The sequence below is a fragment of the Streptomyces sp. NBC_00328 genome (assembly GCF_036139655.1).
Taxonomy (GTDB): Bacteria; Actinomycetota; Actinomycetes; order Streptomycetales; family Streptomycetaceae; genus Streptomyces.
Map to the genome: position 1 here is coordinate 1 of NZ_CP108013.1, position 23,832 is coordinate 23,832.

16 protein-coding genes and 1 pseudogene are annotated in these 23,832 nt (G+C 70.9%); 14 read left to right on the forward strand and 3 right to left on the reverse strand.

Annotated features, from left to right (window positions below; all coding sequences use genetic code 11):
• Positions 1–523: 523 nt before the first annotated feature.
• Positions 524–685 (reverse strand): hypothetical protein, encoded by a 162-nt coding sequence (locus OG485_RS00005; protein ID WP_328443331.1) that lies wholly within the window; start codon positions 683–685, stop codon positions 524–526.
• A 187-nt stretch (positions 686–872) separates the two neighbouring features.
• Between OG485_RS00005 and OG485_RS00010 the strand changes: the two genes are divergently transcribed.
• Entirely contained in the window at positions 873–1,778 is a 906-nt protein-coding gene (locus tag OG485_RS00010) for a hypothetical protein (protein ID WP_328443333.1), read from the forward strand.
• A 1,059-nt stretch (positions 1,779–2,837) separates the two neighbouring features.
• Here the strand turns inward: OG485_RS00010 and OG485_RS00015 are convergent.
• Entirely contained in the window at positions 2,838–5,930 is a 3,093-nt protein-coding gene (locus OG485_RS00015; protein ID WP_328663182.1) for a tetratricopeptide repeat protein, read from the reverse strand.
• Positions 5,931–6,027: 97 nt separating this feature from the next.
• Here OG485_RS00015 and OG485_RS00020 point away from each other — a divergent pair, with 97 nt between their 5' ends.
• The 4 genes from OG485_RS00020 to OG485_RS00035 all read left to right on the forward strand — a co-directional run bounded on the left by OG485_RS00020 (position 6,028) and on the right by OG485_RS00035 (position 9,506).
• Positions 6,028–6,228 carry a hypothetical protein gene (locus OG485_RS00020; protein ID WP_328663184.1) on the forward strand — a complete coding sequence of 67 codons (201 nt, stop codon included), beginning with the start codon at positions 6,028–6,030 and terminating at the stop codon, positions 6,226–6,228.
• Between the two features lie 149 nt (positions 6,229–6,377).
• Positions 6,378–6,653 carry a hypothetical protein gene (locus tag OG485_RS00025; RefSeq protein ID WP_328663187.1) on the forward strand — a complete coding sequence of 92 codons (276 nt, stop codon included), beginning with the start codon at positions 6,378–6,380 and terminating at the stop codon, positions 6,651–6,653.
• Positions 6,653–7,051, forward strand: coding sequence for a hypothetical protein (locus tag OG485_RS00030; RefSeq protein WP_328663188.1), 399 nt, complete (start codon positions 6,653–6,655; stop codon positions 7,049–7,051). Before OG485_RS00025 ends, OG485_RS00030 begins: the two co-directional genes overlap by 1 nt.
• Positions 7,052–7,223: 172 nt before the next feature.
• On the forward strand, positions 7,224–9,506 hold the full coding sequence (locus OG485_RS00035) for a protein kinase domain-containing protein (RefSeq protein ID WP_328663190.1): 2,283 nt from the start codon (positions 7,224–7,226) through the stop codon (positions 9,504–9,506).
• A 287-nt stretch (positions 9,507–9,793) separates the two neighbouring features.
• Here the strand turns inward: OG485_RS00035 and OG485_RS00040 are convergent, their stop codons facing one another.
• A complete protein-coding gene (locus OG485_RS00040) occupies positions 9,794–11,170 on the reverse strand; it encodes a helix-turn-helix transcriptional regulator (RefSeq protein ID WP_328663192.1) in 1,377 nt (458 codons plus the stop codon).
• 375 nt (positions 11,171–11,545) lie between these two features.
• On the opposite strand from OG485_RS00040, the gene OG485_RS00045 reads away from it, so the two are divergent.
• The 9 genes and pseudogenes from OG485_RS00045 (at position 11,546) to OG485_RS00085 (ending at position 23,450) form a co-directional block, all read left to right on the forward strand.
• On the forward strand, positions 11,546–13,105 hold the full coding sequence (locus tag OG485_RS00045; protein WP_328663194.1) for a DUF2397 family protein: 1,560 nt from the start codon (positions 11,546–11,548) through the stop codon (positions 13,103–13,105).
• Positions 13,102–14,343 (forward strand): DUF2398 family protein, encoded by a 1,242-nt coding sequence (locus tag OG485_RS00050; protein ID WP_328663196.1) that lies wholly within the window; start codon positions 13,102–13,104, stop codon positions 14,341–14,343. Before OG485_RS00045 ends, OG485_RS00050 begins: the two co-directional genes overlap by 4 nt.
• Positions 14,340–18,509 (forward strand): ATP-binding protein, encoded by a 4,170-nt coding sequence (locus OG485_RS00055; RefSeq protein ID WP_328663198.1) that lies wholly within the window; start codon positions 14,340–14,342, stop codon positions 18,507–18,509. The genes OG485_RS00050 and OG485_RS00055 overlap by 4 nt, the downstream gene beginning before the upstream one ends.
• Positions 18,506–19,900, forward strand: coding sequence for a DUF2399 domain-containing protein (locus OG485_RS00060; protein ID WP_328663200.1), 1,395 nt, complete (start codon positions 18,506–18,508; stop codon positions 19,898–19,900). The genes OG485_RS00055 and OG485_RS00060 overlap by 4 nt, the downstream gene beginning before the upstream one ends.
• A 282-nt stretch (positions 19,901–20,182) precedes the next feature.
• Positions 20,183–21,001 (forward strand): TIGR02391 family protein, encoded by an 819-nt coding sequence (locus OG485_RS00065; protein ID WP_328663202.1) that lies wholly within the window; start codon positions 20,183–20,185, stop codon positions 20,999–21,001.
• A 448-nt stretch (positions 21,002–21,449) separates the two neighbouring features.
• A complete protein-coding gene (locus OG485_RS00070) occupies positions 21,450–22,034 on the forward strand; it encodes an RNA polymerase sigma factor (protein WP_328663205.1) in 585 nt (194 codons plus the stop codon).
• Positions 22,031–23,278: a hypothetical protein gene (locus OG485_RS00075; RefSeq protein ID WP_328663207.1), complete on the forward strand. Its 1,248-nt coding sequence runs from the start codon at positions 22,031–22,033 to the stop codon at positions 23,276–23,278. Before OG485_RS00070 ends, OG485_RS00075 begins: the two co-directional genes overlap by 4 nt.
• Positions 23,266–23,415, forward strand: a pseudogene (locus tag OG485_RS00080) (chaplin); the annotation flags it as partial. The gene OG485_RS00075 and the pseudogene OG485_RS00080, both read left to right, overlap by 13 nt.
• Complete coding sequence (locus tag OG485_RS00085; RefSeq protein WP_328674191.1) at positions 23,400–23,450, forward strand: hypothetical protein; 51 nt, start codon at positions 23,400–23,402, stop codon at positions 23,448–23,450. The pseudogene OG485_RS00080 and the gene OG485_RS00085, both read left to right, overlap by 16 nt.
• Positions 23,451–23,832: the final 382 nt, after the last annotated feature.

Genomic DNA, 23,832 nt, shown 5'->3' on the forward strand with positions numbered 1-23,832 from the left:
AAGAACCTGCTTCGCAGGTTCCAAGGGAACTCCCGCGCTGCGCGCGGGAGTTGGAGCGGAAGCCCCGCGCTGCGCGCGGGTGGCGGAGCGAACTCCTCGCGGTGCGAGGAGTTGGGCTCTGCGCTGCGCTTCGAGCCAGTGTTTCCTTCCGTCAGAAGTTTCGGTGAATCCGGAGGTTGGGCTGGTGCCCTTCCGGCTCTCCGCTTACGCTCCGAGCCGGCGGCTCCTCGTCGCTGCGCTCCTTGAGGAGCCTGGGGTCCGTCCGCTGCGCTCCCGGACCCGGCCCGCGTTCCGCGGGCGGCTGGCTACGGAGGCACGGGGCGGGTGGTCGGTGAGCTGTTTCCTTTGCTGTAGAACTTTTGGTGAATCCGGGTTCGGGGTGGGTGCCCCTGAGTTGGAGTTGCGGGCGGTGCTCGGCGGTGTGTCTCGCTGAGGTGGGAGCGCGGAGGACTCAATGGGTGTGTAGCCGGGCTGTCCTGACATCACCTCAGCAGGCGTGTGTCAGGCGAGGTGTGGTGGAGTGTCAGTCGTGCTGCCACCAGGTGACTGCGAGGCCGGCCAGAAGGCCGCCGATGTGGCGGGCGGCTCCGGTGAGGAGTGCTGCGGAGACGAGGCGCCGCCAGGAGGCGGTGGCTGCGTGGTCCTGGTGCGCGGTGGTGGAGGGGGTGCGGTTCTTCTTCGGCATGACGGGTGTCCTTCGTTCGGGCAGGGCGCGGCCGCGCGCCCTTGCGGGGTGTGGGTAGTGCAGCGAGGCGGTCCGCCGGGGGTCGGCAGGGTTGTTGTGCTGCTGAACTGATCGTGGCAGCCGGGTGGTGGGCGCTGCATCCTCAACAGGGGTCTGGTTGGCGGGAGAACGATGTAATTTCCACCCCGTGTACACGTGGGAGAGCATCACCGGGCCCGGCAGCATCGAGGACCTCGTCGCGGACGCGCATGCGGCCGGTCATCCGGACATGACCGTGCGGCGGGTCCACGACTGGATCGCCAAGGGGTTGCTGGACCAGCCGCAGCTGCGTACCCGGCACCGCGGTTCGGACAAGGCCGAGCACAGCGTCAACCAGCGCCGGCTGCTGCTGCTCCTGCTCGACAAGCGGCAGCAGGTAGCGCACCTGAGTGCGCTGGCGCAGGTGCCGCTGGCGATGTGGCTGTGGTGGGACGGCTACGTCTCCACCCGGCAGGCGCAGCGGGCATGGGTGACCTGGGTGGGGCGCGGTAGGCGCAGCCAGGAGGTGGCGCGCGAGGGTGCTGTGGGTCTGCTGGAGCAGGTCGGGCATCCATTGGCCGGCGGGACCGCGCGGGCCCGGTTCGTGCGGACCATCACCGCACTGGGCAACGGCAAGGCCCTGACGGTGCGCGGGCGAGCCGAGCTGCTGGACGCCGTGCGGGATGTGATGGAGCCGGAGTCGGTGTTCGCCGCCAGCGGCCTCGTCCGCGCGCTCGGCCCCGTGCAGACACCGATGACCGTCGAGGCGGTCGTGAGCCACGTCGAGGCCCTCAGCGCCGCGCTGGGCCGCACCCTGGACCAGGCGGTGGACGGTGCGCTGCTGGAGCGGGCCCGCGCCATCCACCGTGTCTCCATGGCCGACTACCTCGCCCAGCGCGGTGACCTCGCCGCCGGTGCCGGAGAGCTGGCCGGCCTCTTTCGCGAGCCCACCCTCCAGGAGCAGTTCGACCAGACCGGGAAGCAGCTCCTGCTCGTCCTGGGGATGGAACTGCTCCGCCGCCCCCGCCCGGCTCAGCGCACCGTGGCGGCGTCTCGCGGGACGAACCGCGTGTAGGGTGGGCGGGGTCCGGGCTCGGCTCGCCCGGCGGCAGCACGGGAGCCAGCGTCTCGAACACCCGCTCCATCACCTGGTCCGTGTACCCGTCCATCGTGGCCGAAGCCTGTAGCAGCACACCCCCCGCCCGCAGCGGGAGCACCCGGTGGAATACGCCCGAGTCCTCCAGCACCGCGGCGCCGCCCAGCCGCGCCGCAAGTTCCGCCGGGCAGACCGTCACCCAGGCGTAGCCGCGCAGGAACTGCCGACCTTCGCGCAGGGACGTGCGCCGCCTGCGGCGCAGCACGATATCGAGGTTGCTGAGTTCGTCGAAGTCGTCCCACTCGATGTGGCCGTAGAGGGGGCTGCTCCCATCCAGCGCGGCGTACAGGAAGTCCACCACCGCAGTGCAGGATGCGGCGTCATCTGGGGAATTGACACTGGTCAAAGCCGATGCCCGCCAGATGGAACCGTCACTCAGGACGTGGTAGGAGCTCGCCCGTCCCAGGTCGTCCAGTTCCCCGCCCTCCGTGAGAAACACGAGTTGGGCTCCCCAAGGGAACGCGGCGAGCTCCTCCTCGAACTGCGGCCACGTCTTCGCGATGCGGGGGAAGCGGCGCACCGAGTCGTCGATGTCCGGGACGATATGCGCTTCGGAGACGACCCCTCCCCCGCTCCCGGCCTCCGCCTCCACCAGGCCGCTGTACAACCCGGTGCGGGCGGCACGAAACCACCGGACCAGCGATGCCCCAGGACTGCCCGGCACAGCCGCATCGAACGAGGCTTCAACGCATACGTTCATCCCACGCACCCTACTGGTGCCCGGCAATAGGAAATCCTGCGACGATCACCACATTCCGAAGCAATCACTGAACTCGCACTTCAGGAGCCTCTCCGGCTCCTCAACCTCTGCCGAAACCCCAGCTCAGGTCGACACATCACAACAACCAGAAATCCCGCAACGATCACTAGACCAACAGCTCAACGCATCAATCACGCAGTGATCCTTAGCGGATTTGTCACAGGAGGGGATCTTCCGCGATTAGCCGGTCGGCGGTGAGCTGGCCCGGTTCGAGGCGGTCAGGGGGTGCGGGCTTCAGCGAGGTAGCCGGAGACGGTTCGGGTGGTGGGGTGGTCGGGGCCGAGTGCCTCGGTGAGACCGGCGATCGCGTCCTCGTACAGGGGGATGGCGTGTTCCAAGTCTCCGTCGGCCTGGTGCAGCCGGGCCAGGCCGCTGAGCGTGATGAGGGTCTCGAAGTGCTTCGCGCCCAGCACCTGGGTGCGCCGGTCCAGTGCGGTGGTGAACAGCTCCCGGGCCCGGTCGAGGGCTCCGGCCTCCCTGCAGGCGGCGGCGAGGTTGTGGAGGTGGCGCAGGGTATCGGGGCTGTCCGGCCCGGAGAGCTGCTCCTGGAGGGTCCGCGCCTCCTCGAGCAGCGGGACGGCCGCCGCGGCGTTGCCCAGTTGGAGGCGGCAGAGCGCCAGGGCGGCCAGGGTCAGGAGGGTCTGGGGGTGCCCGCTCCCGAGGACCTCCCGGCGCTGTCCGAGAGTGGTCTCGTACAGGTCGACTGCCTCCTCCGGCTTCCCGGCAAAAGCGAGGGCCGAGGCCAGCAGGTTCCGGCTCACCAGGGTGTCGACGTGGGTCGGGCCCAGAATCTGCTCGCGTTGGACCAGCGTCTGGCGGCACAGCTGCAGCCCGGTATCGACCTCACCCTTTTTCAGGTGCAGGTAGGCGAGGTTGCTCTGGCTCAGCAGGGTGTCGGGGTGGTCCTCGCCCAGGCTCGTCAGTCGCTGCTTCCACGCTTCCTGGTAATAGGGGGACGCCTCATCGATCCGACCGGCCGCCTCCAGGGTGTAGCCCAGGTTGCTGAGGCAGTCCACGGTGGTCGGGTGCCCGGGCCCGAGGAGGTGGGTCAGCTCGGATAGTGCCGCATGGTAGTGCGCGAGCGCCTCTTCGTGCCGGCCGACGCTCGCGTATGCCCCGGCGAGGTTGTTCCGCACCTGGGCCGCGTTTGCTGCCAGGGGTGCCGAGTTGCCTTCCCAGCGGACCAGGAGTTCCTCGTGGCGGAGCAGGTCCTCGTAGATCTCGATCGCCTGCTCGTACCGGCCGCTGTACTCGTATGCCCGGGCCAGGTCGTTGCGCAGGGTCAGGGTCCGGGCGTGCTCCGGGCCCAGGTGCTCGGCGGCGACGGCGGAGGCATCGATGCGTTCTTTGACGGCGGCCTCTAATCGGCCGCTGTCTTGGTAGGCGGAGGCAAGGGTGGCCCGGATGTTCAGGGTGGTGAGGTCGCCCGGGCCGAGCGCCCGGGTGCTCCGCTTGCGGAGTTCTTTCAAGTCGTCGATCACGTCGTCGAACTCGCCGGCCGCCACCAGGGCGGAGGCGAGCGCGTCGCAGCCGATCAGGGCGGTTCGGTCGTCGGGGCCGAAACCCGCCACCACCTGCCGCGCGTACGCCCGGCGAACCGGCAGGGATCGGACTATCTGGCCCTGCCGGTGCAGGTACACCGAGGTCTCGCCGAAGAGCCGGGCCAGGTCCGGGCGGTAGTCCCCGGGGTCGGTGCCGGAGAGAGCGATCACATGCGGTGCGAGCAGGGCGAGCACGGCCTCGTCCGGGGCTTCGTCCGGGGCGGCTTCGGCCCCGTCCGGATACACGGCTTCGAGCAGGACGCGCCCGGCCTGAGGTCGGCCGCGTGGCGGCGGAGGGACGCTGCCCTCGGCCGTCTCGCGGCTGGCGTGCCGGATCGCCTTGTCGCGCAGCACGGTCTGCACCAGGCGGTGGACGGAGACCGTCTTGTCGGTGAGGGAGACCATGCTGAAGGCGCTCAGCCACCCCAGGGCACTGGGAACCGGGACCTTGCCGGGGGCGAGCGGGGCCAGCAGGAACCGGGGGCAGTTGTCGGGGTCGAGCCAGGCCAGGACGTGGAGCAGTTCGACGGCCAGCGGGACGGTCTCTTCCAACGCGGTGAGGGTGAGCTTCCAGACCCGGGCCACCGTCTGCTCCTCGCCGGAGTGGTCCTGGGCAGCTTCGTCCAACTGCTCGGCGAGGCTGTCTCGGTAGCTTTGAATGCTGGTCACCGTCTGGGCCATGTAGGCGGCAGCCTGTTCCAGGGCCAGTGGCAGGTCGCCCAGTTCCTTCGCCAGCTGGCCTGCATGCCACTCCTCCTCGAGGGAGCTGAAGGGTTCCCAGGCGTTGAGCAGCGCGACGGAGTCTTTGCGCGGCAGGACGTCCAGGCCGATCAGCGTCCCCCGGCGTTTCCATCCCGTGGTGTGGCGGCTGGTGATCAGATGGTGCCCGCGCCCGAGGCTGCCCAGGTGCGGCCAGAGCAGGTTCGGGTCCTCGACGTTGTCGTAGACCAGCAGCCAGTTGTCGTGCTGCTGGAGCCAGGACAGGGCCCAGGCGGTGAGCGCGCGCTCGGACGGCACGGTGCCGCCCCAGAACGGACTCAGCCGTACCGCGATCTCGGCGAGCGCGGCGTCGACGGCCCCGGGGGCGGCTGCATCGATCCACCAGACCAGGTCGTAGGAATGCCGGTGGGTCTGGGCATACTGCCGGGCCAGCTCGGTCTTGCCGACGCCGCCCAGGCCATGCACCACCACAACCGGGATGCCGACGCCGTCGGCACGTCGGAGCAGCTCGGTCCGGATCGCGGCCAGCTCGTCCGCCCGGCCGGTGAAGGTCGCCTTCGGAGGGCGCAGGCTGGATTCGCCGCGGGCCTCGGTTTCGGCAGCCCAGCGGATCGCCGTCGGCGGGAGCTGCGTGACATGGGGGATTGTCGGGCCGTGGTTGTCCCCGACGCCAGCTACCGCCCCAGTACCGTCGACCGGCCTGCCTAACTTTCGGCCTGGCCCTGAGGTCGTTTCCGGTGCTGGAACAGGCTTGCTGGCCGCAGTGCGTTGCAAGTCCAGCAGTTCCTGTGTCTGCTCCTCCGGCAATTTCAGCCCGGCCGCGATCACGGCGACCGTCCTCTTCGTCGGCACGGGAGCGCCGGGCTGAAATGCCTTGAAGACGGTAGTGCGGCTTATTGGCCCGACCCTGGTTTTTATGCGGCCGACGAGCTGGTCCTTGTTCAGACCCGAGAGAGCCACGGCGTTCTCCAGGCGGGCACGCAGCTCGGCCAGTGCCGCTGCCTTACGCCCATCGGCGTCCCCCTCCACATACCCCCCTGAGTCCCGCACGTCCAAAGAAGTCCATCTTTGTCCAGCTGGACCGGGGCGGACACCTGTTCCGTGAAATTGGGGCGGGTCAGCATCCGCCCTCCTCGGGGAGATCGCCGTGAACCACCTCGCCACAGTCCTGCTCAGCACCGGTCTGGTTGTCGTACTCGCACTCCTCGCGGCCACGGCAGCCGGCGTGCTCACCCGCCTGGACGGCGCCACCTATCCCGCCGCCCTGATGCGCGCCGCGGCCACCTTCGCCGCCGTCCTCACACTGGCCGCCGCCGTCACCGGCGTGCTCGCCCAGGTGCTCTCCTGACAGGCTCCACATCGCGGAAAGTCCCGCCGGACGGGGAACACCATCACTCGTCCTCCGCTTGCGAGAGGCGGCGGCCCGGTCTCGAAAAGGGGAGAGAAGACATCCACCGCCCCTCTACTGCCAGTAGAGGGGCGCGGTAGAGTCGGAATATGGCAGCAGACGAGACGAGCATCAAGGTGAGCGCGGCCGCGCGGGACCGGCTGGCGCGGCTGGCGGCCGAGCACGGTACGACCATCCGGAGCCTGGTCGAGGAGCTGGCGCAGAGCACGCCGACGCAGGCCGAGTACGCCGAGCGTGCCGAGCTGGCCCGCGCCGAGCTCGCCTCCGCTCTGGGCAGTGCGCCGAGCCCGGAGGCCGAGGCGAAGGCCCGGGCCCTGCTGGAGCGTCTGGGCGCCGCCTCGCACGGGCCGCGGGCGGCCGCGTAGTGGCGGCGATCGCGGTCGTTTTGGACCACACCGCCGCCGGGGCCCTGTACGACCCGAAGGACCCGTTCAACGAAGCGGTCGCCGCGTTCTACGTCCAGGCCTCTGGCGGACTTGGCAGCCTGTACGCGCCGGTGCTGTCGCTGACGGCCGGTGACACGGAACGGCCCGGGCTGCTCGGCTACATCAAGGGGCTGCGGTTCATCCGGATCGAGGCGTTCGACACTGACGCCGCGGTCACCGCGACCGAACTGCTGCGCTTCGGGCACTCCTGGGCCGCCGTCCACGCCATCCACGCCGCCCGGCCCTCAGCCGCCCATCCCGCCGGGCGGTTTCTGCTCACTCTGACGCCCAAGGCGTACGCGGGCACCGGCGTCCAGGCCGTCCACCCCGGCCAATAGCAGCGGGCGTTTGGACGCTCTCTCCAGCCCGCCCGCGCCGCCGCGGACCTGGCCCTTGGAGCACGCAAGACCCGGCACTCTTCAGTGGGAGGAGCGCCGCTCGCGGGCAGGGCGGTTGCGTTGTCTGTTCTGATGTGCCCGGCCATCGGCCGAGGTGTTCTCCGGAGGAACCGTGCAGTTCACTGTCCTGCCTGTCCGCGGGTGGCCCGTCTCCCCCATGCCGGGGCAGGCCTTCCTGGTCCGCGACAACTGGGATGACTACAGCTTCAAGACGACGTTCCAGCTGCTCTGTGTCGATCCAGGCGGCGAGATCAGGGAAATCGGCGCGGTCAAAATCGGCCGGTTCGGCATGGCAGCGCCGGCCAGGACACCGCTGCCGGAGGGCTTTATAGGCTTGGACGGAGCCTTCTTCTCGCTCGGCCTGAAGGACACCTACTACGACCGGCTGCGCGAGCTGGGTCCTGAGCTGCAGCGCACCGTGCTGCAGGCGCTCAACGACGTCTCCTTTGATCTGGAACTCTTCTCCCGTGCCCGCGCCGAAAGCGTGACAGGCACGTCCCTGCTCCGGACCGTTTCCGCCGACACCGTCCTCGGCCGCTTCCAGGACAGCGGCATACCCGCAGGGCCGTCGGCGGCCATCACCGACGTCACCAGGCGGCGCCTGTTCGACGCGCTGCGCAGCAGCGGGGCGAGCTGGCCGGGCAGCCTGGACGAGGTCACCTTCCTGCGCAGGCTGTATGACCTGGACCGTCTGCCAAGCCATGATCCGCGGTTCGCAACAGCAGAGGGCGACATCGTCCAGCACCGCTACAACAACCCCGAGGACTGGGAGGACGACTGGGTCTTCAGCGACGACCGCTTCGGGCTCGCCGACGGCAGCGACGAGGTTCTGCTCCGCTTCCTGACAGAGATGATCCACCCGGCCGTGCGGACGGACTCCAGCGAGGTCGAGCGGCTGCTGTCGCTGGTCAACGACACACTGGCTCCCGACGGCTACGAGCTCGTCGAGGCGCGCACCGTCAGCGGCTACCCGGTATACGGGGCCCGCCGGATCCCGGCACGCCACCGCGCCGCACACCCCGCTCCCCCGGCCGCCGTGACGTCCTCACCGCCCGGACAGGGCGCCTACGCCGCGGTCCGCCGCGCCGCTCGCGGCGAGCGCAAGGACTATGCCTGCCCGCGCGAACCGGTCCCGGACGGAGGCCAGGCGGACGTGTTCGAGGCGACCCACAAGACCCTTGGCACGAGGGTCGCGTTGAAGAAGCTGCACAGCAAGCACCCTCCCGAACGGCAAGTGGCTCGCATGCGGCGGGAGATCGAGATCGGCCAGCTGCTGGACGGTCATCCCCACGCCATGCCGATTCTCGACTTCGGCGCCGACCACACCTGGTTCGTGATGCCGTGGGCGGACGCGACCGCCGACCAACGCCAAGAGCTGCTGCGGGAGCCGGCCGAGCTGCGCGCCCTGGTCGACGCGCTGGCATCGGTGCTGGCCGCAGCGCACGAACACGACTGGCTGCACCGCGACATCAAACCGTCGAACATCCTCTACTTCAACGGCCGATGGACCCTCGCCGACTGGGGCATCGTCCGCCGGCCGCGCGGCCAGACCACCAAGGTGGGCCGCACCGGCCTCTACATCGGCACCGAGGGCTTCGCCGCCCCCGAACTGTCCAGTACGCCTCATGAAGCCACGGCGTCCAGCGACATCTACAGCATCGGCAGAGTCATCGCCTGGGCCCTCACCGGCAAGCTGCCGGAGACCAACCTGCCGCTGACGCCACCTCCCGGCCCGTGGCGCCCCATCGTCCGCGCCACCACACATCTGGATCCGCAGCGTCGCCCCCAGACCGTCAACGAGCTGCTCGCCCTGATCGACCGCGAACACGCGGACATCCCCGAAGACCCCCTCCCGGCCGCCGAGACACTGCTCGAAGCCGCCGGCAACGGCGACTCGGCCGCCGCGGACACGCTGCTGTCCTTGGTCGGTGGTCACCCCGAAGACTACGAAATCCACGTCGGTGTGCTCGCCCGCCTCGACATCCAGCAGGCTGGACCGGCCCTCGAACGGGACCCCGCGCAAGCTCACAGCCTCCTGCGTGCCCTGGCCGAGCACGTACACGGAGACGACACGCACATGGTGCAGTTCGGCGACGCCGCAGCCGTCGTGATCTGGCTCCGGGGCATCTGCGCCTACGCCGCCGACCGCTGCGACTGGGATCTGCTGGAAGAGGCCGCCCACACCATGTGCACCTGGGACGGCGCCTGGGACCAGTGGAGCGCCCAGGACAAAATCATTTCCTGGCTGCGGACTCTGAAGAGCGAAGCCGCATCCCTCATCGCCGCCGTCCTGCGCGAGCACCCGGAATCCGCCCAGCACTTCAGCCACCTCGCCGACGACCGCACCGCCAACCCCCGCATACGCCAGGCACTACGCACAAGCACGGCCGGCTGAAGCGGCCGGTGAGGTGTTTCGTGAGTCGAGCGGGATCGGCGGCCGGTCTCAAGGTCCGGCCGCCCCTGCGGTGCCGTTGCGGACACCTGGGTGCCATGCGTGGCGCCCCACCCCCCCCTTCCTCCGGGGGGCGACTGCGGGCTGTTCAGAAGGTCTTCCTGAGGACGGCAGCGTGATGGCCGGGTTGCGCCCCGGCGCTGCTCTCGGGCCGGTCCGTTCGCCAGTAGAGTCGTGAGGGTGCCAAGCCACTGGGATTGGCTTGGCACCCTCACGATCGGTGAAGGACCTCAGCCCTCCGGCTCGCGCGGGACGGAACGGGAGAAAAACTCCTTCGCGGTCTGCCCGTCGAGTTCCCCGTTCGTGGTCGCGGACCGCCGCAGCGCTTCGCCCGTCACCTGGGCCGGGATGCCGAGCTGCTTGTCCGCCTCGCCCATGATCTCGCCGACGTACCACTGGGCCGAGGTCGGGAAGTGCTGGATGAACCAGCTGAGCATCTTCGCCAGGGGAACCGACAGGATGAGATCGAAGCCCTTGAGCTGGCCGCCCCGGCGTTCGCTGACGCGCAGCGAGGTGGCGAAGTCCTCCAGGACGGCGTGGCGGATGGTCGGCCCCAGGGCGTCGGTCGGGATGATCCGCCTGAGGCTGTCGGCGACCTCGAAGGCCAGTTGGTCGGCCACCTCCCGCACGCTGGGTTCGTTGCGATGGCGCAGGCCCCATCGCTTGCGGATGTCGGGCCGCTTCCACAGGAAGCTGAAGAAGGTCTCGCTGAAGCGGTCGCGGATCTGAGCCGCTCCCGGGGCGAGACGGTGCCGGTCGCCGGCCGACATGGCGTCCTTCAGTCCCTCGGAGGAGCGTTGCCGGGCTTCCGCCCAGTCCTCGGCGACCGGTCGTGACCACTGGGCCCGTCCGCCGACGGTCGCCTGGGGAAGCGGCACGTCGTTCTCGCCTCGGGAGATGTAACCCCGCAGGGTGGAGGCCGTGATGCCGCCCAGCGCGGCCATCTCGGGCACGCCGAGCAGCCGGTCCCCGGTGAGTTCGGGACTGGCCAGGTCGACGACGCACTTCTCCAGCGGCAGGGGATCGTCCTGCTTCTGGTGGTGCTGCGCCCACCGGGTCAGGTGGTCGAGCCAGTCCCCTGGCGCCGCGGTGGCGGGGTCGAACGTGGCGACCTTGTGCACGGGTGCGCGGTCCGGGTGGGCGCGGCCGTCGAGCATGTCGTTGGCGTGGACGGTGGCCGTGGCGCGTGCCGTGTTGCGTGCGTAGTCCTCGGTGACCGGGTCCCAGATCTGTCCGGGCCGGTACCAGGTGTCGCCGTCCCACCAGTAGCCGCCGGCCCGGTACAGCAGCGGCGCCCCCGACCAGTAGGTGTGAAGGCTGGCGGTGTCCTCGTCGCGCAGCAGGAGCACGGTGCGCCCGTGCTCGGGGTGGTAGCGGATGGCCCAGCCCAGGTGGTGGGCGATCGGGTCGGTGGTGAAGGCCAGCCAGCCTCCCTCGCGGGAGGTGTCGCACCGGCCCCACATGCCTTCGCTCTTGTTCCGGCCGACTGCCTCGATGGCGTCGGGGCCGTCGTCGAGCGGCAGGTGTGAGTCGTCGACGAACGGCAGACCGGGCACCGGGTGGTCTGTCCGCAGCCCGTTGGCGAGCGGGCGAATGTCGTAGACCAAGGACTTCTCCTCCTCGACTTAGTGCTGTAGTTGGCTACAACACTTCCGATGCCCATTGGTACACCACTTACAAACACGTCGGCACAGCGTTTTCAAGTCAACATTGCACAGCGGGCGTTGGGATGCGCCGCAGGCCGTTGCCCCGCGACCCCCTCGCGCCTCCCCCCGCCACTCTCGGGCGGGCCAGAGCGCGCCGCCCTGGCGCGACCGGTCGGCGGCATCGTGACGTTGCGAGCTGCGGATGAGCCTTGCGGTCCCGGGCGCGCCCCGGCCTGACCACGGCTCAGGGGGTGCCGACACTGAGCCGCAGTCCGATTGTCAGTGGTCACATTTAGTCTCTCATCGGACATATTGCTCATCGGTCGGGAGGTGGTTGTGGGTATCGCGGTTCCGGAGGTCCTCGCAGGCGACAGCGAGGCGGACTGGGTGGTGGAGGGCTGGGCTGATGTGGGCATGGCCGCGGGAGATCCGGCACGGGTGGTGGGCTATGTGCTCAGTCCGCTGCGCGGGCAGTACCTGGCGATCATGGAGGTGCTCGAGCAGTCGGTCGACCATCTGACCCCGGCGGAGGTCCGTGCGGCGCTCGCCGCTGAGGGGACGGAGATGCCTCTTGCCACGGTGACCGGGCGGCTGCGTGCGCTCAGCGACACGTTCCTCGCCGCCTCGGGCCGGCCGGACTCGGAGGTCGAGCGGTGGCACGAGCTGAACGGGGCCCGCTGGCGCTACAGCGCGACGCCGCGAGGACGGCAGATGCAGCGCCTGTGGACACAGCTGGCCAGCGACGGTCTCGTGCCGCGGGAGATCCCCATGGACGGGCTGTCCAGGATCCAGCAGGCGCTGGCCGCCATGCACGGCGATCAGTCGTCCGACGCCGCTCTGTCGGAGCTGGCGGGGCAGGTGTTCGTCGAGCACGACCACCTCGACGGGGCACTGGTGGGCCAGGCGGACATGCTGGCGCAGCTGGCCGACCGGTTCAATCTGGACCTGCGGGCGACGGGTGAGCTGAAGCAGCTGATCCTGGAGTACGCCACGCATGTGGTGGTCCATCTGGATGCGGCGGTGGTCCGCATCCATGCGGAGCTTGTCCGGCTGCGGCCTCGGTTCGCCGAGCTGGCGGCAGCGCGGCGTGGTCAGTCTCCGGCCGGGGCGCTGGTGGCGCGCGGGGTGCTGGCGCCAGCGCGGGGGCTGCGGGCGGCGGACTGGGAGCAGCTGCTGGGGTGGTTCTCGCCCGGGAGCGGCAAGGCGGCGCGGTTCGGGCTGCAGTTGGTGCGGGCGATTCCGATGCTGCATGCCAATCTGCTGCGGCATCAGAGCGTGGGCGGGCCGGCGACGCTGCGGGCGCGGGCGCTGTCGCTGGCGGTTGCCTGCCAGGATCCGCGCTACGGGCGGGCGGTGCTGCGCCAGGCGCTGGCGGACAGGCCGTGGACGAAGTTGCATACGGTCGCGGAGGCCGACACGGGTGAGGTGGTGTCGTGGCACGAGGGTCCTCGGGTGGCGGCGCTGGCGATGCTGCGTGCGACCGGGCAGAGCTCGGCCCGCGGGGCCGTGACGGGGCGCAAGCCGCGCGATGAGAGTGAGGCGCTGCGGCGGCGTGCGCAGCGCGAGGCCCGGCACGGCGCCGCGGTGGCGGAAGTGCTGGCCGAGAAAGGCCCGTTGTCGGAGGCGGCCTGCCGACTGGCGCTGAGGGCGGTCATGGCTGCCGCGCGGGCGCCGGAGGACGAGGCGGGGCGCATCGGTCAGGCTGAGGGAGTCGGGTGCACTCTGGTGGCCGCTGCGGGAATGGTGGGGCGGGTCGAGGGAGTGCGGTGGTCGGTGCTGGTGCCCGGCCGCAGGGTGCTGTTTCATCCCCCTGTTGCGGTGGCGGCCAGACGGGTCCCGGCGGGCCGGCGGGCCGCTCCGGCAGAGATGGCCGTCCTGGTCGAGGCTGCCCGGTGAGCGCGGTGCTCGGCGGGGTGGGCGGCCGACGGTGGGTGGAGGACGAGCAGGAGGCCGTCGCGGCGCTGGTGCGGCGGCTTCGGGGGCAGACGTGGCTGATCGGCGGGCGGGACGATGAGCTCATCGAAGCCGTGCACCGGCATGCCGCGGCGGTGCGTGCGGTGCTGGAAGCACTGGGCTGCATGCTGACGGTCGAGCCGGATCTGGTGCGTGTGCACGTGCCCGTGGAGCCGGTCGGTTTGATGTCCGGCGGTGACGCCCCGGAGGGGGTGTGGTTCTGGCTGACGGTCGCCGTGCTGGAGGCTCTTCCTCCCCGGGCGCGGCTGGGGCAGGTGGTGGGCGCGGTGCGCTCGGCCGCCGCGGAGGCCGAGATCCCGGTGACGCAGTCACAGCCCGAGCTGCGTGCGCTGGTCGCCGGTTTGAGGATGCTGTGCGAGCGCGGAGTGCTGAGTGAACTCGAGGGCCGCGTCGATGATCTGATGGACGGTGCGCACGATCCGCCGGTGCTGCTGAAGATCCACCATGCCCGTCTGCTGCACCTGTTGCCGCGCAGCGTGCCGCTGGACGAAGAGGGGCAGTGGGCCTGTGACCCGGGGCGGGATCCCGGGGGCTGGCTGCGTTCACTGCACCGGCCCGGCGACGAGGCGGTGCGGGTGGTCGGCATGCTCGCCGACCGGGCGGTCGTCCACGTCTGCGACCTGGACGAGGCGGAGCGGCAGTGGTTCAGCACCCGGCTCGCCCGCGAAGGGGCCCACGTGGCCGAGACGTTGGGGCTGCACCTGGAGCACCGGTTGGAAGGCGCGAGCCTGGTGGTGCCCGAAGACATCTGCGACGCCCGGGTGCTGGGCTCGTTCCGCTTTCCCCACCGGCAGCAGGGCGGTTCGGGCACCGTCCGGCACGCCACCTTGCTCCTCATCGACTATCTGAGCGGCGAAGGCGAGCGGGGCGGACCGACGGCTCCCGGCCAGGGCTGGTGCGGCGCCGCCGCGTCAGCAGTGGTCCGCCGCCTGGGTGAGCTGGCGGTACGGCACACGAGGTGGCGGGGAGAGTACCGGCAGCGGCCTGAGCAACTGGCCGGTCAGATCCGGACGCTGCTCGAAGGGGCCGATCTGCTGCGTGTGGCCACGGGCTATGAGGACTGGTGGTGGCTGTCCCCCGCGGCGGCCCGCTGGACGGTCGTCGCTCACGACGGACCGTTTCCCGGCCCCCTCGACGGCGCAGGAACGGAGACGCGATGAACGAGTTGAGCATTCCTGCCCGGTGGGCCGGCCGGTGGTGTCTGGCCGGTGCGGGGGTGGAGAACGTCGGGCTGCTCCCCCGGGAGGTCTTCGATTCTCCCTCGGGCCGGATCCTGGTGACCGGCCCGAACGGCACCGGCAAGACCACCCTGCTGGAGAAGCTGTGCCCTCACCTGCTGGACCCCACCACGGCGGCGCACCTCAGCTCGGGAAAGAACCGGGGCACCACCCTGGAGTTCCTGATGAGAAGCGGCAGTACGGGACGGCGCAGGGTCGGGTACCTCTGGCTCAGTTTCCGTCCGCCGCAGGCCGCTCCCGAGGCCGGCACCGGCACTGTGCACTACGGGCTGCGCCTGGACTACGCCCAGGGCACCAGTCCGTCGGTGACGCGGGTGGGATTCATGATGCCCCTCGTGCCCGGCTCGGACCGCGACGATCTGAGCACGCTCAGCCTCGAGGCGTTCACCCAGTACGTCACCGGCCACGGCGGCACCGTCTTCGAGAGCCTGGACCACTACGTCGCCGATCTCGCCGAGCGCGTCTTCGGCTGCGCTCCTGCCCGGCTTCAGCAGATCGCCCGCCGCATCAAGAAGGTCCGCAACCCCGGCCTGCTGAGCGATCTGACACCCGTTCAGGCCGAGCAGGAACTGCACGACGTGCTGCCGCGGGTCAGCCCCGAGGTCCTGCGCGTGACCCGGGAGGCCCTGGCCGCCGCCGAGGCCACCCGGTCGCGGTACCTGCGGGCGGAGAAGACCTCCGCCCTCCTGGAAGACCTGTCGTCGGCCTGGCTGCACTCGTGTGCCCGCACCGTGCTGAGCGCCACGGACGACGCCCTGGAACACACTGCGGCGCGCCAACGCGCCGAGGTCCAGGCCGAAGAAGCACAGGCGCACGCCGCGGCATCGGCGCAGGGACATGCCGAACTGGCGGCCCTTGTGGAGGAACTCGACGTGGCGGAGGGGGAGACGGCTTCCCGCGCGCAGGCCCTGGAGCGGGATGCGGCCTCCAGCGACATGGCCCGTGCCCGTGAGAGGGCCGAGGGGCGCGAAACGGGACACCGCCAGGCCGAAGAGCTGCTGGAGGCGCACTGCTCGGCAGCAGCGGGCGCCGCCGAGCGGCTGGAAGCCGCGGTGAACGGCGTGCGCGAGGTGGTGGAGGGTGTGGCGCACGCCTGTGCAGAAGCAGGCGTGCCCGGCGTGGTGGCCTCACCCGTCAGGATGGAGCACGTCGAGCAGGCCCCCGTCACGATCGGTGCGCGCAGCTTCGGCCCGTCCACCGAGATCAGCGCCGAGACGTTTCCCGGCGTGGTGGAGGAGTCGGTGACGGCGCTCACCGAGGCGGAACACCGCCTGCGCCAGCGCGGCGCGAACGCCAAGATGCTCGCGGTGGCCCACCAGGGCGTCGAGACGTTGCGGCAGGAGGGCAAGGAGGCGCGCGCCCGGTCTAACGCCGCCGCCGCGACTGCGGAGCGGGCCGTCGCGCGGCACCGCAGTGCTCACGATGACGCACACGCCAAGGTGACCGCTCTGTCCGAGGCCGTACACGGGTGGGCCCTGGGGGCGCAGGCGCAGGTGCGCGCGCCTCTCTTCGACCTGGCAGCCGTCGCGGTCCGGGCCCGGGCGTGGGGACAGGATGGGGAGTTCACCGCGGCGGTCCGTGACGCCGCCGCCCTGGGCAGGCGCGTGAGTACCGGTGCAGCCGCCGCCTCCAGTCGTGCCCGGCAGCGAGCCGAGCACTATCGGCACCAGACCGCCGCCGCCCGGCAGGCAGCAGCCCAGGCGGCTGAGCAGGCCCGGCTGTGGGGCAGCGGGAAGCTGCCGGCGCTGCCCGGCCCGGCGTGGCTTCAGACAGCGGACGAGGGCAAGTGCTTCGCCGTGGCCGTCGACTGGCGCCCGGGCGCCCTGCCCGCCGGGCCGGGCCGGAACGCGGTGGAAGCCGCCATGGCCGCCGCCGGCCTGCTCTGCGCACAGCTGTCACCGCAGGGCGTGGCCGGCGACGAGGGCTGGCTGGTGGGGCCCTTGGGACCGGAACTCCCCGTGGAGGACAGTCTCGCCTCGCTCCTGACGGCCGTGCCCGGCCACCGGCTGGGCGAGGTGGCCGAGGCCGTCCTCAAGCGCATCGGGTACGCGCCCACCGCCGATGACACGGAGACCACCGGCAGGCCGGAACTGCTGATCGGCGCCGACGGTACCTACCGCTGCGGTCCTCTCCTCGCCCGGCCGCCGCAAGCGGTGCGCCACAGCACACCGGTGGCCTCGCACATCGGAAGGGAAGCCCGGCGCGCCGCGGCCCAGCGGGAGGCCGCCGCGGCCCAGCGCGCATGCGACCGCTTCGAGCTGGCCGCAGCACGGCATGCCGGGGCTGCGGCCCGGTTCACGCAGTACGCGGCGCTGCTGGGACATCTGGCCGACCAGTTCCCGCACGAGCTGTCCCGGGCCGCGTCGCAGGCCGAGACCGTCCGCGCGCAGTGTGCGGTGTCCGAGCAGGACGCCCGTGCTCACGCGTGCGAAGAGGACAGGCTGGCGCAGGCGAAGGAAGCACAAACCCGGCGCGCGCTGGCGCAGTGGCGCGAACAGGCCGCCGCCTACGGGCTGCCCGACAGCCTGTCCCTGGTGCGCGACGAGGCCGAGGCGTCCGCCCGGCGCGCCGACCTCCTCAGCCGGGCGGTCGAGGAGATGCGTGGCGTCAGCGGCCTGCTCGAAGACGTGCAGCGGGCGGCGCGGACCGCCGCTGACGCACGCCACCTTGCGGAACGCAGCAGGCGCACCGTTCGCGACAGTTTCGGACAGCTCAGCGATGCGCGGGCCACGCTGGAGGCCTGCAGGCAGCGCAGCGGCATGGACGAACTCGCCCTCGTGCAGGAGGCGTCCGCAGCCCGGCAGGCGCACACAGGCGTGCGCGAACGCCTGGGCAGGGCCCGCAGGGAACTGGCGGAGGCGAACTCCGTCGCGGCAGCGGCACGGCAGGCGCAGACGGACGCCGCGCGGCGCCTGCAGGAGAGCCGGCCCCGGGCTGAGGCGTCCGTGGAGGCGGTGCGCCGGTGCTTGGCCCTCGACGGTCTCGCCGAAGCCCTCGCCGCGACGGCGCAGGACGGCTCGGCGGGCCACGGCGACGCCGGGACCTGGCTCAGGGAACTGCGTGCCCGCCTGCTGGCCGTACCGCAGCCACCCGCAGGCATCGATGCGTGCGCCGACGCCCTGCGCCATCACCTGGCTGCCGCACCGGACGAGGACTGGCGCCTCGGACACGGCCCGGCACCGGAGAGGATGCCCACCCACCAACTGTCCCTGGCCGGCCGGCGCATGTCCGCGCACGCAGCCGCACGGATGGCGGCAGCACACCGGGCGGAGGCGCAGCACGCCTACAGCGCGGCGGACGAGAACGCCCTGGAGAACTTCGTCCTCGGCCGGATCCCCACGGCCATCAGTACCGCCTGGGTCGAATTGCAGGACTGGGCCCAGCAGGTCAACGAGCAGATGAAGCTGACCGCCGCTTCCTCCGGAGTCGGCGTGCAGATCGAGCTTGCGCTGCGCCGTGACCTTCCCCCCTCCATCGCCACCATCCACCATCTGACGTGCAAGATCGGTGACGCGGAGCGCACACCCGAGCAGCAGCGCCGTATCGGGGAGGAACTCCTGGCGGTCATGCGGCTCGGCGAAGAGATGCGGGCGGGCGATGCCGGACCCGACTCCAGACGGGCCGACCGGCTGGCCGAAGCCATCGACATCCGCACCTGGGTCACAGTCAAGTACATGATCACCCGGCCCGGGACGACGCGACAAGAACGCTGGGGCGCCCGCGGCGTGACCGTATCCAAGGGTGAGAGCCGCCTGATCGTCCTTGCTCCCATGCTCGCCGCTCTGGCCGCCGAGTACCGCGATCTCCCCCCGCACGCGGCGCGCCTATGCGCCCTGGACGAAGTCCCCGGCGACGTCGACGACCACGGCCGGGACGGCATCGCCGCCTACCTCGCCACCCTCGACCTGGACCTGATGAGCACCAGCCACAACTGGGACGGCTCCCCCGGCGCCTGGGACGGCATCGACATCTTCGAACTCGAGAAAGCCCCCGAGGACACCGTCATCGCCTTCCCCGTCCGCGTCTACAGCCCTCTGCTCCAACACGCCACCGGCCACGCCGCCGCGCTCCCCGCAGGCACGTCATGAGTCCCCCCGGCAGCAGCCAGGCCGACTGTCCCGAACAGCTCTGTCACAACGGCGCCTGCCGCAGTGCCGATCTCACCGCCCTGCTCTCACCCGAGGTGCGATGGCTGTGGGAACAGATCGCCCGGCGGGCCGACCAGCGCGGCGACGCCGCCATGGACAGCAGCACGATCACGATCACCACTCCGGACTCATCCGCGCAGCGCGCCGCCGTGATCGGTCTGCTGGCGCCGCGGGCGCTGCCACCCGGCGTCGCCCGGCGCATCGACCTGCACCGCCTCACCCAGACTCTCAACCGTCGGGGACCGCACCTGACGCCGGGTGCGGTCGCCGCCCACGCACTCGGCAGGCCCCTGGCCCACCGCGCCGCCGACAAGGCCCGGCGCACCGCCCGCCTCACCACACTGCAGCACCTGCGCAGCCGCCTGGCATGCGCCCTGCCCCCCACCGCGCCGGTACGGCCGGACGACACCGGCTGGGACAGCCTGCGCCGCCGCGGCAGCCTCGCCCGCCTCCTGCAGCACCCCGATCCTGAGCATCTGCTGACCGCCGCCTTCACCGTCCTGCAGCATCTGCCCGCCTCGACACGCGCCGACCGGCGCCGCCTGGCCCACACCGCCGCCGGCAACCCCCACGCTCTGGACGCCGGAACCGAACTGGCGGGGCTCGTCCTCGCCGAAGCCGCCACGGCACAGGCAGATACCGGCGGCGGAGCATCGGCCCGCGAGGCCTGGGACCGGCTCGGTGTCGACCTCGACACCCTCACCGGTGGACTGCTCACCCTGGGAGTCCACCCCGCAGGCTGGCACATCCCCCCGGGCCAGCCCAGCCTTCTGGTCCCCTGGGTGCTGCACCGCGCCCTGTGGCCTGCGCCCCGGCACAACGAGGACCGTTGGGTCTTCCTCACCGAGAACCCCTCGGTCGCCGCCGCAGCCCTGGACGGCATCCCGGACGCCGTACGGCTGCTGTGCACGGTGGGCACCCCTTCGCGTACGGAACTGGACGCCGTGGCACGCCTGGCGGCGACAGGGTGGCGCATCGCCGTGCGCGCCGACTTCGACTGTGCCGGCCTCGCCCTCGTACGGGCCGTCATCGCTGCAGTCCCCGACGCCGAGGTGTGGCGCATGACAGCCGCCGACTACACCACGAGCCTGCACCCAGCACCCTTCGACGCGGTCCTGCTGGATACGGACCGGCTGGGCGAGACCCTCTGGGACCCCTCGCTCGCCGCTGTCATGCGCGCCCACGGCCGGCCCGCCTACGAAGAAGCCCTCATCGACGAACTTCTTGCGGACCTGCGACAAAGCCGCCCTCCCGGCAGCGCGCCGGCCCGCAGCGGCCCGGTCAGCGCTCAGATGCCCCTGCGTGTCGGTCGCACGGCAGGCAGTGCCTGATGGCAGGACCGGATCTTGCATGAGCCGATGGCCGCCTGCCCCGATACGCAGGAACTCATCGGATGGCTCCAGGTCCCTTTGCTGTGGCGTTTCTCCAGGTGAACTCCTGCACCCACCCGGGCGAAGCGCTTCTCCCCGGCCCTGCTGCTCCAGCGGCGCTGGTCGCTACGACCCGGGGTGTGATCGAGAGACTGCGAGTGAAATCCCCGACGGCGCGAGGGCTGTTGGTGTCATCCTGGTCGGCTGGCCTGTACACGGAGCAGGCCCAGGAAGGGCATTGGCATGAGCGCCTCCACCAAGCACCCCCTCTGGTCGCCCGCCACGGTCACTGCGGTCTCCGACGTCCTCGCCGCCACGAACGACGGCTTGACCGGCCGGGAGATCGATCACCTGCTCGCTCTGACCGGCGTTGCGGATGCTGAGGGATCGAACAAGCGTGAGCGGCTGGCCCGCGCCCTGCTGGCGCGGCAGGCGCGTGACGGGGCGTCGAACTGCGTGATCCGGTTCATCACCGAGGCGATGGCCCCGGTGCGCTATGCGCAGCGGCTCGAGGTGTTCTCCCGGCGCCGTGACGACCTCAACGAGGTCCTGGTCCATGCCGGCCTGCGAGTCAACGAGGCGGGACAGGTGGCACGGGGGCCGGCCGCGAGCACCCTGGACGAAGCGGCCCGGCACGCCAACTCGCTGCGGGCGGAGCTGCGCCGGCGGGGAACACACCCACAGGTCCTGGCCTACTGCACCCGGGAGATCCTGACGAAGAACGCCTTCCACGCCAGTCTGGAGGCCGCCAAGTCCGTCTTGGACCGGCTGCGGCAGCTCACCGGCGAACAGCTGGACGGATCCCAGCTCGTCGACGCCGTCCTCATGCCCGGGGCCACCGGCACACCGCGGGTGGCCGTCAACACCGGTACGACACCGACGGAGACCGGGGAGCAGAAGGGGTTCGCAATGCTGATCAAGGGGTTGGGCAGCATGTACCGCAATCCCACAGCCCACGATCCGCGTCTGAACCGGCCCGTCAGCGACGAAGAACTACTGGAACTGCTGACCACCTTGTCGATGGTCCACCGCCGTCTCGACCACGCCCGCGTGCAGCCCTGACGGACCTCACGGCGCGTGCGGGGGTGTCGGCCTTGCGGGAGGGGGCTCGTCGGTGGCCGACCGCAGCGGTCCGGACGCATCCGCCAGAGACCGGGCTGGGCGGTGATGGGCGCTGGCCGGGGATTCGTCGGTGCTGTGTCCGTGGCCGCTTCGCGGGCAGCGAGCGCCCGGCCGGATCCGTCCCTGCCCGGGTCTTCTAAAAGATCTTGGAGGATGCGTTACCCGATCCGGGTCGCCCGCGCGATGAAGAGGGTGAAAGCGCGCGGACCACGAGGAACAGGGCGGTAGGCGAAGTGCAGGAGTGGCCAGTGTGTAAGGGGGTGTCCGCACAGGGCGGCTCTCGGGCGCAGGGACGGCCGGGCGGCCCCTTCGCCGACCGGCTCGGCTGGGCGGCCGCCGCAGTTCCAGGACGGGGCGGCCGTATGGCGGGCCGGACGGAGAGGCGCCGGTGACCGGGGAAGAGTACGCGTACCCGCAGGAGCCAGGCGGCGCGGTTGACGGCGGGCAGCAGTTCGCCGCGTTCTACACCGATCAGTTCGGCCCTCTTATGCGCTACCTGCAGCGCAAGGTCGGCCGCGACGACGCCGGTGATCTCCAGGGCCACGTGTTCGAGCAGTTCTTCCTCTACTGGCAGAAGAACCCCGACCACGACAACCCGGTGGCCCTCCTGTACTGGATCGCCAGCTGCCGTCTGAACGACCATCTGCGCAAGGCGGGCCGGGAGCTGACCTTCGAGGTGGCCGACCTGGAGATCCTCGCCGTCGGCGGAGGATGGTACGGGGAGGCCGGATTCGAAGGCATCGAGGTGCGCCTGGACCTCGAGCGTGCACTGGCTGAACTGGACGAACGGCAGCGACAGGCCTTGCTGCTGCACTACGTGGCGGAGCTCTCGACCAAGGATTGCGCCGCGGTACTCCAGGTGGGCGTCGAGAACATGAAGAAGATCCTTTCGAAGGCACGGGCGTCGTTGCGGCAGTCGCCGCGGATGGAGACGTACGAGACGGTCGCAGCGGTGAAGGAGGTGCGTCGATGAAGCGCGTGGAGGACAACGGGCAGGATGTGCCGCAGGAGCACGGCTCCCCGAGCGCAGCGCAGGCGGCCGGGTTCGCCGCGGTCATGCAGCGGCTCAACAGCCGCAGCGCGGCCGAGCGCGCCGAGCTCGTGAACGAGGCCGAGGGTGCGGTCCTTGGCTACGAGGCGTACGGGCTGGGGCACGAGTACCTGGAGCGCGGCGCGTACGACAAGGCGCGGCGGTGGCTGAAGGTGGCCGCCCGCCACGGCGTCCCCGGTGCCGAGGCGACCCTGGCGGAGACGGACGCGCGGGAGATCGCCAGCTTCGCTCTGGGCGTGGTACAGGCCGGCGGGAGCCTGATCCCGCGCGGGGCGGACGGGTCCGTGCCGCGCGGGACCACCGGCCAGCCGGTCAGGACGGCCGGTCAGGACGGGATGCCCGATGTTGGGGATATCTGTGGCGTTTTCACCCGTGGGCTTGAGCCGGTGACGGTGGACCGGGTGGCTCTCGCCCGGGCTGAAGCCGCCCGCATCGCGGAGCAGGCCCGCCGCGATGCCGCCGGGATCCTCGACGAGGCCCGGCGGCAGGCACGGGACGATCTGCGTGCGGCGGTACGTGCTGCCGCGCAGGCCCGAGACGATGTACGTGCGGCTGTCCGGGTCGCCGAACGGGTCCGCCAGATGGCTTCCGGCCTCCTGGACAAGACGCGGCGGCAGGCCGAAGGCCTGCGCGCCGCCCGCCAGGAGGTGTCGCAGATCCAGATCTCGGCGCAGCCCTTGCAGGGCGAACCCGTGGATGTGGTCGTGCCGCACGCCCCGTTGAAGATCCGGCGGGTCCCCGCCGCCTTGGGCACCGGCTTCGACGTGGATGTGGATGCTGTTCACTGCGCGATGGCCGTGCCGGACGGATGGTGGACCGCGGAAGGGGGTCCGTCGCTGGCACATCGCTTCGTGCTCCTAGGGGCGTGCACGACCTTGCCGCAGGGGTCAGCGGAACCGCATGCTCAGTTCCTGCTGAGCACGCACCGCTTCTCTGCCAGCCTGCCGGACGTCTACGCCACGGCTATGTCTCTTGTCGGATACCTGACGGACGGGGAGGAGACTTTCTGGCCGTTGTCCGACAGAACGCCTGTGCCCTTCCGGCTGGGGATGCCGATGGTTCTGAAGGGCGAAGCCATGACGAAGATCGAATCGGAGGCGGACCAGGACAGCGCGGAACCGGAGGGTGTCGGAGTCGAAGAGGCGGGGCATGCCACGTGCCGGTGAACGTCTGCGGCAACACCATCGTCGTGAACGCGCTGCTGAACCCGGTGTTCGGCAACACCTGCGTCAACGGCTGCTGTCGGGCTGCCCCGGCGTGCTGTCGGGCAACGTGGTCCAGGTCCCGATCGACGTCCCGGTGAACGTCTGCGGCAACGCGTCCACCGCAGGGGGCTGAATCCGGCGTTCGGCAACACCTGCGCCCGCGGATGGCGATGCGGTGCGCCGGCTTCCCTGCCAGGTCAGGGAGGCTGGCGCGCGGGCTCTGCGGCTGGGCCGTGTGCGTGCAGGAGCCGACGGTCCGGCCGCCGTCGGCGGCAGCGAGTTGCGCCGAACTCATGCAGCGCCCGGACTGCGCCAGTCCTCGCTCGACAACGGCCCTCCTTGATAGGGCCCCTCGCCGCGAACCGGCTAAAAGATCTTGAAGAGCCCGGTACCCGACCTCCGCGCCCCGCGCGATGAAGAAGATGGAAGGCAGGAGGGGACGGGGTGGACGGGTCCGAACCGACGGCAGTGCGCGTCGAGGACGGACGGACAGCGCCGCCCCTCGGCCTCCCCAC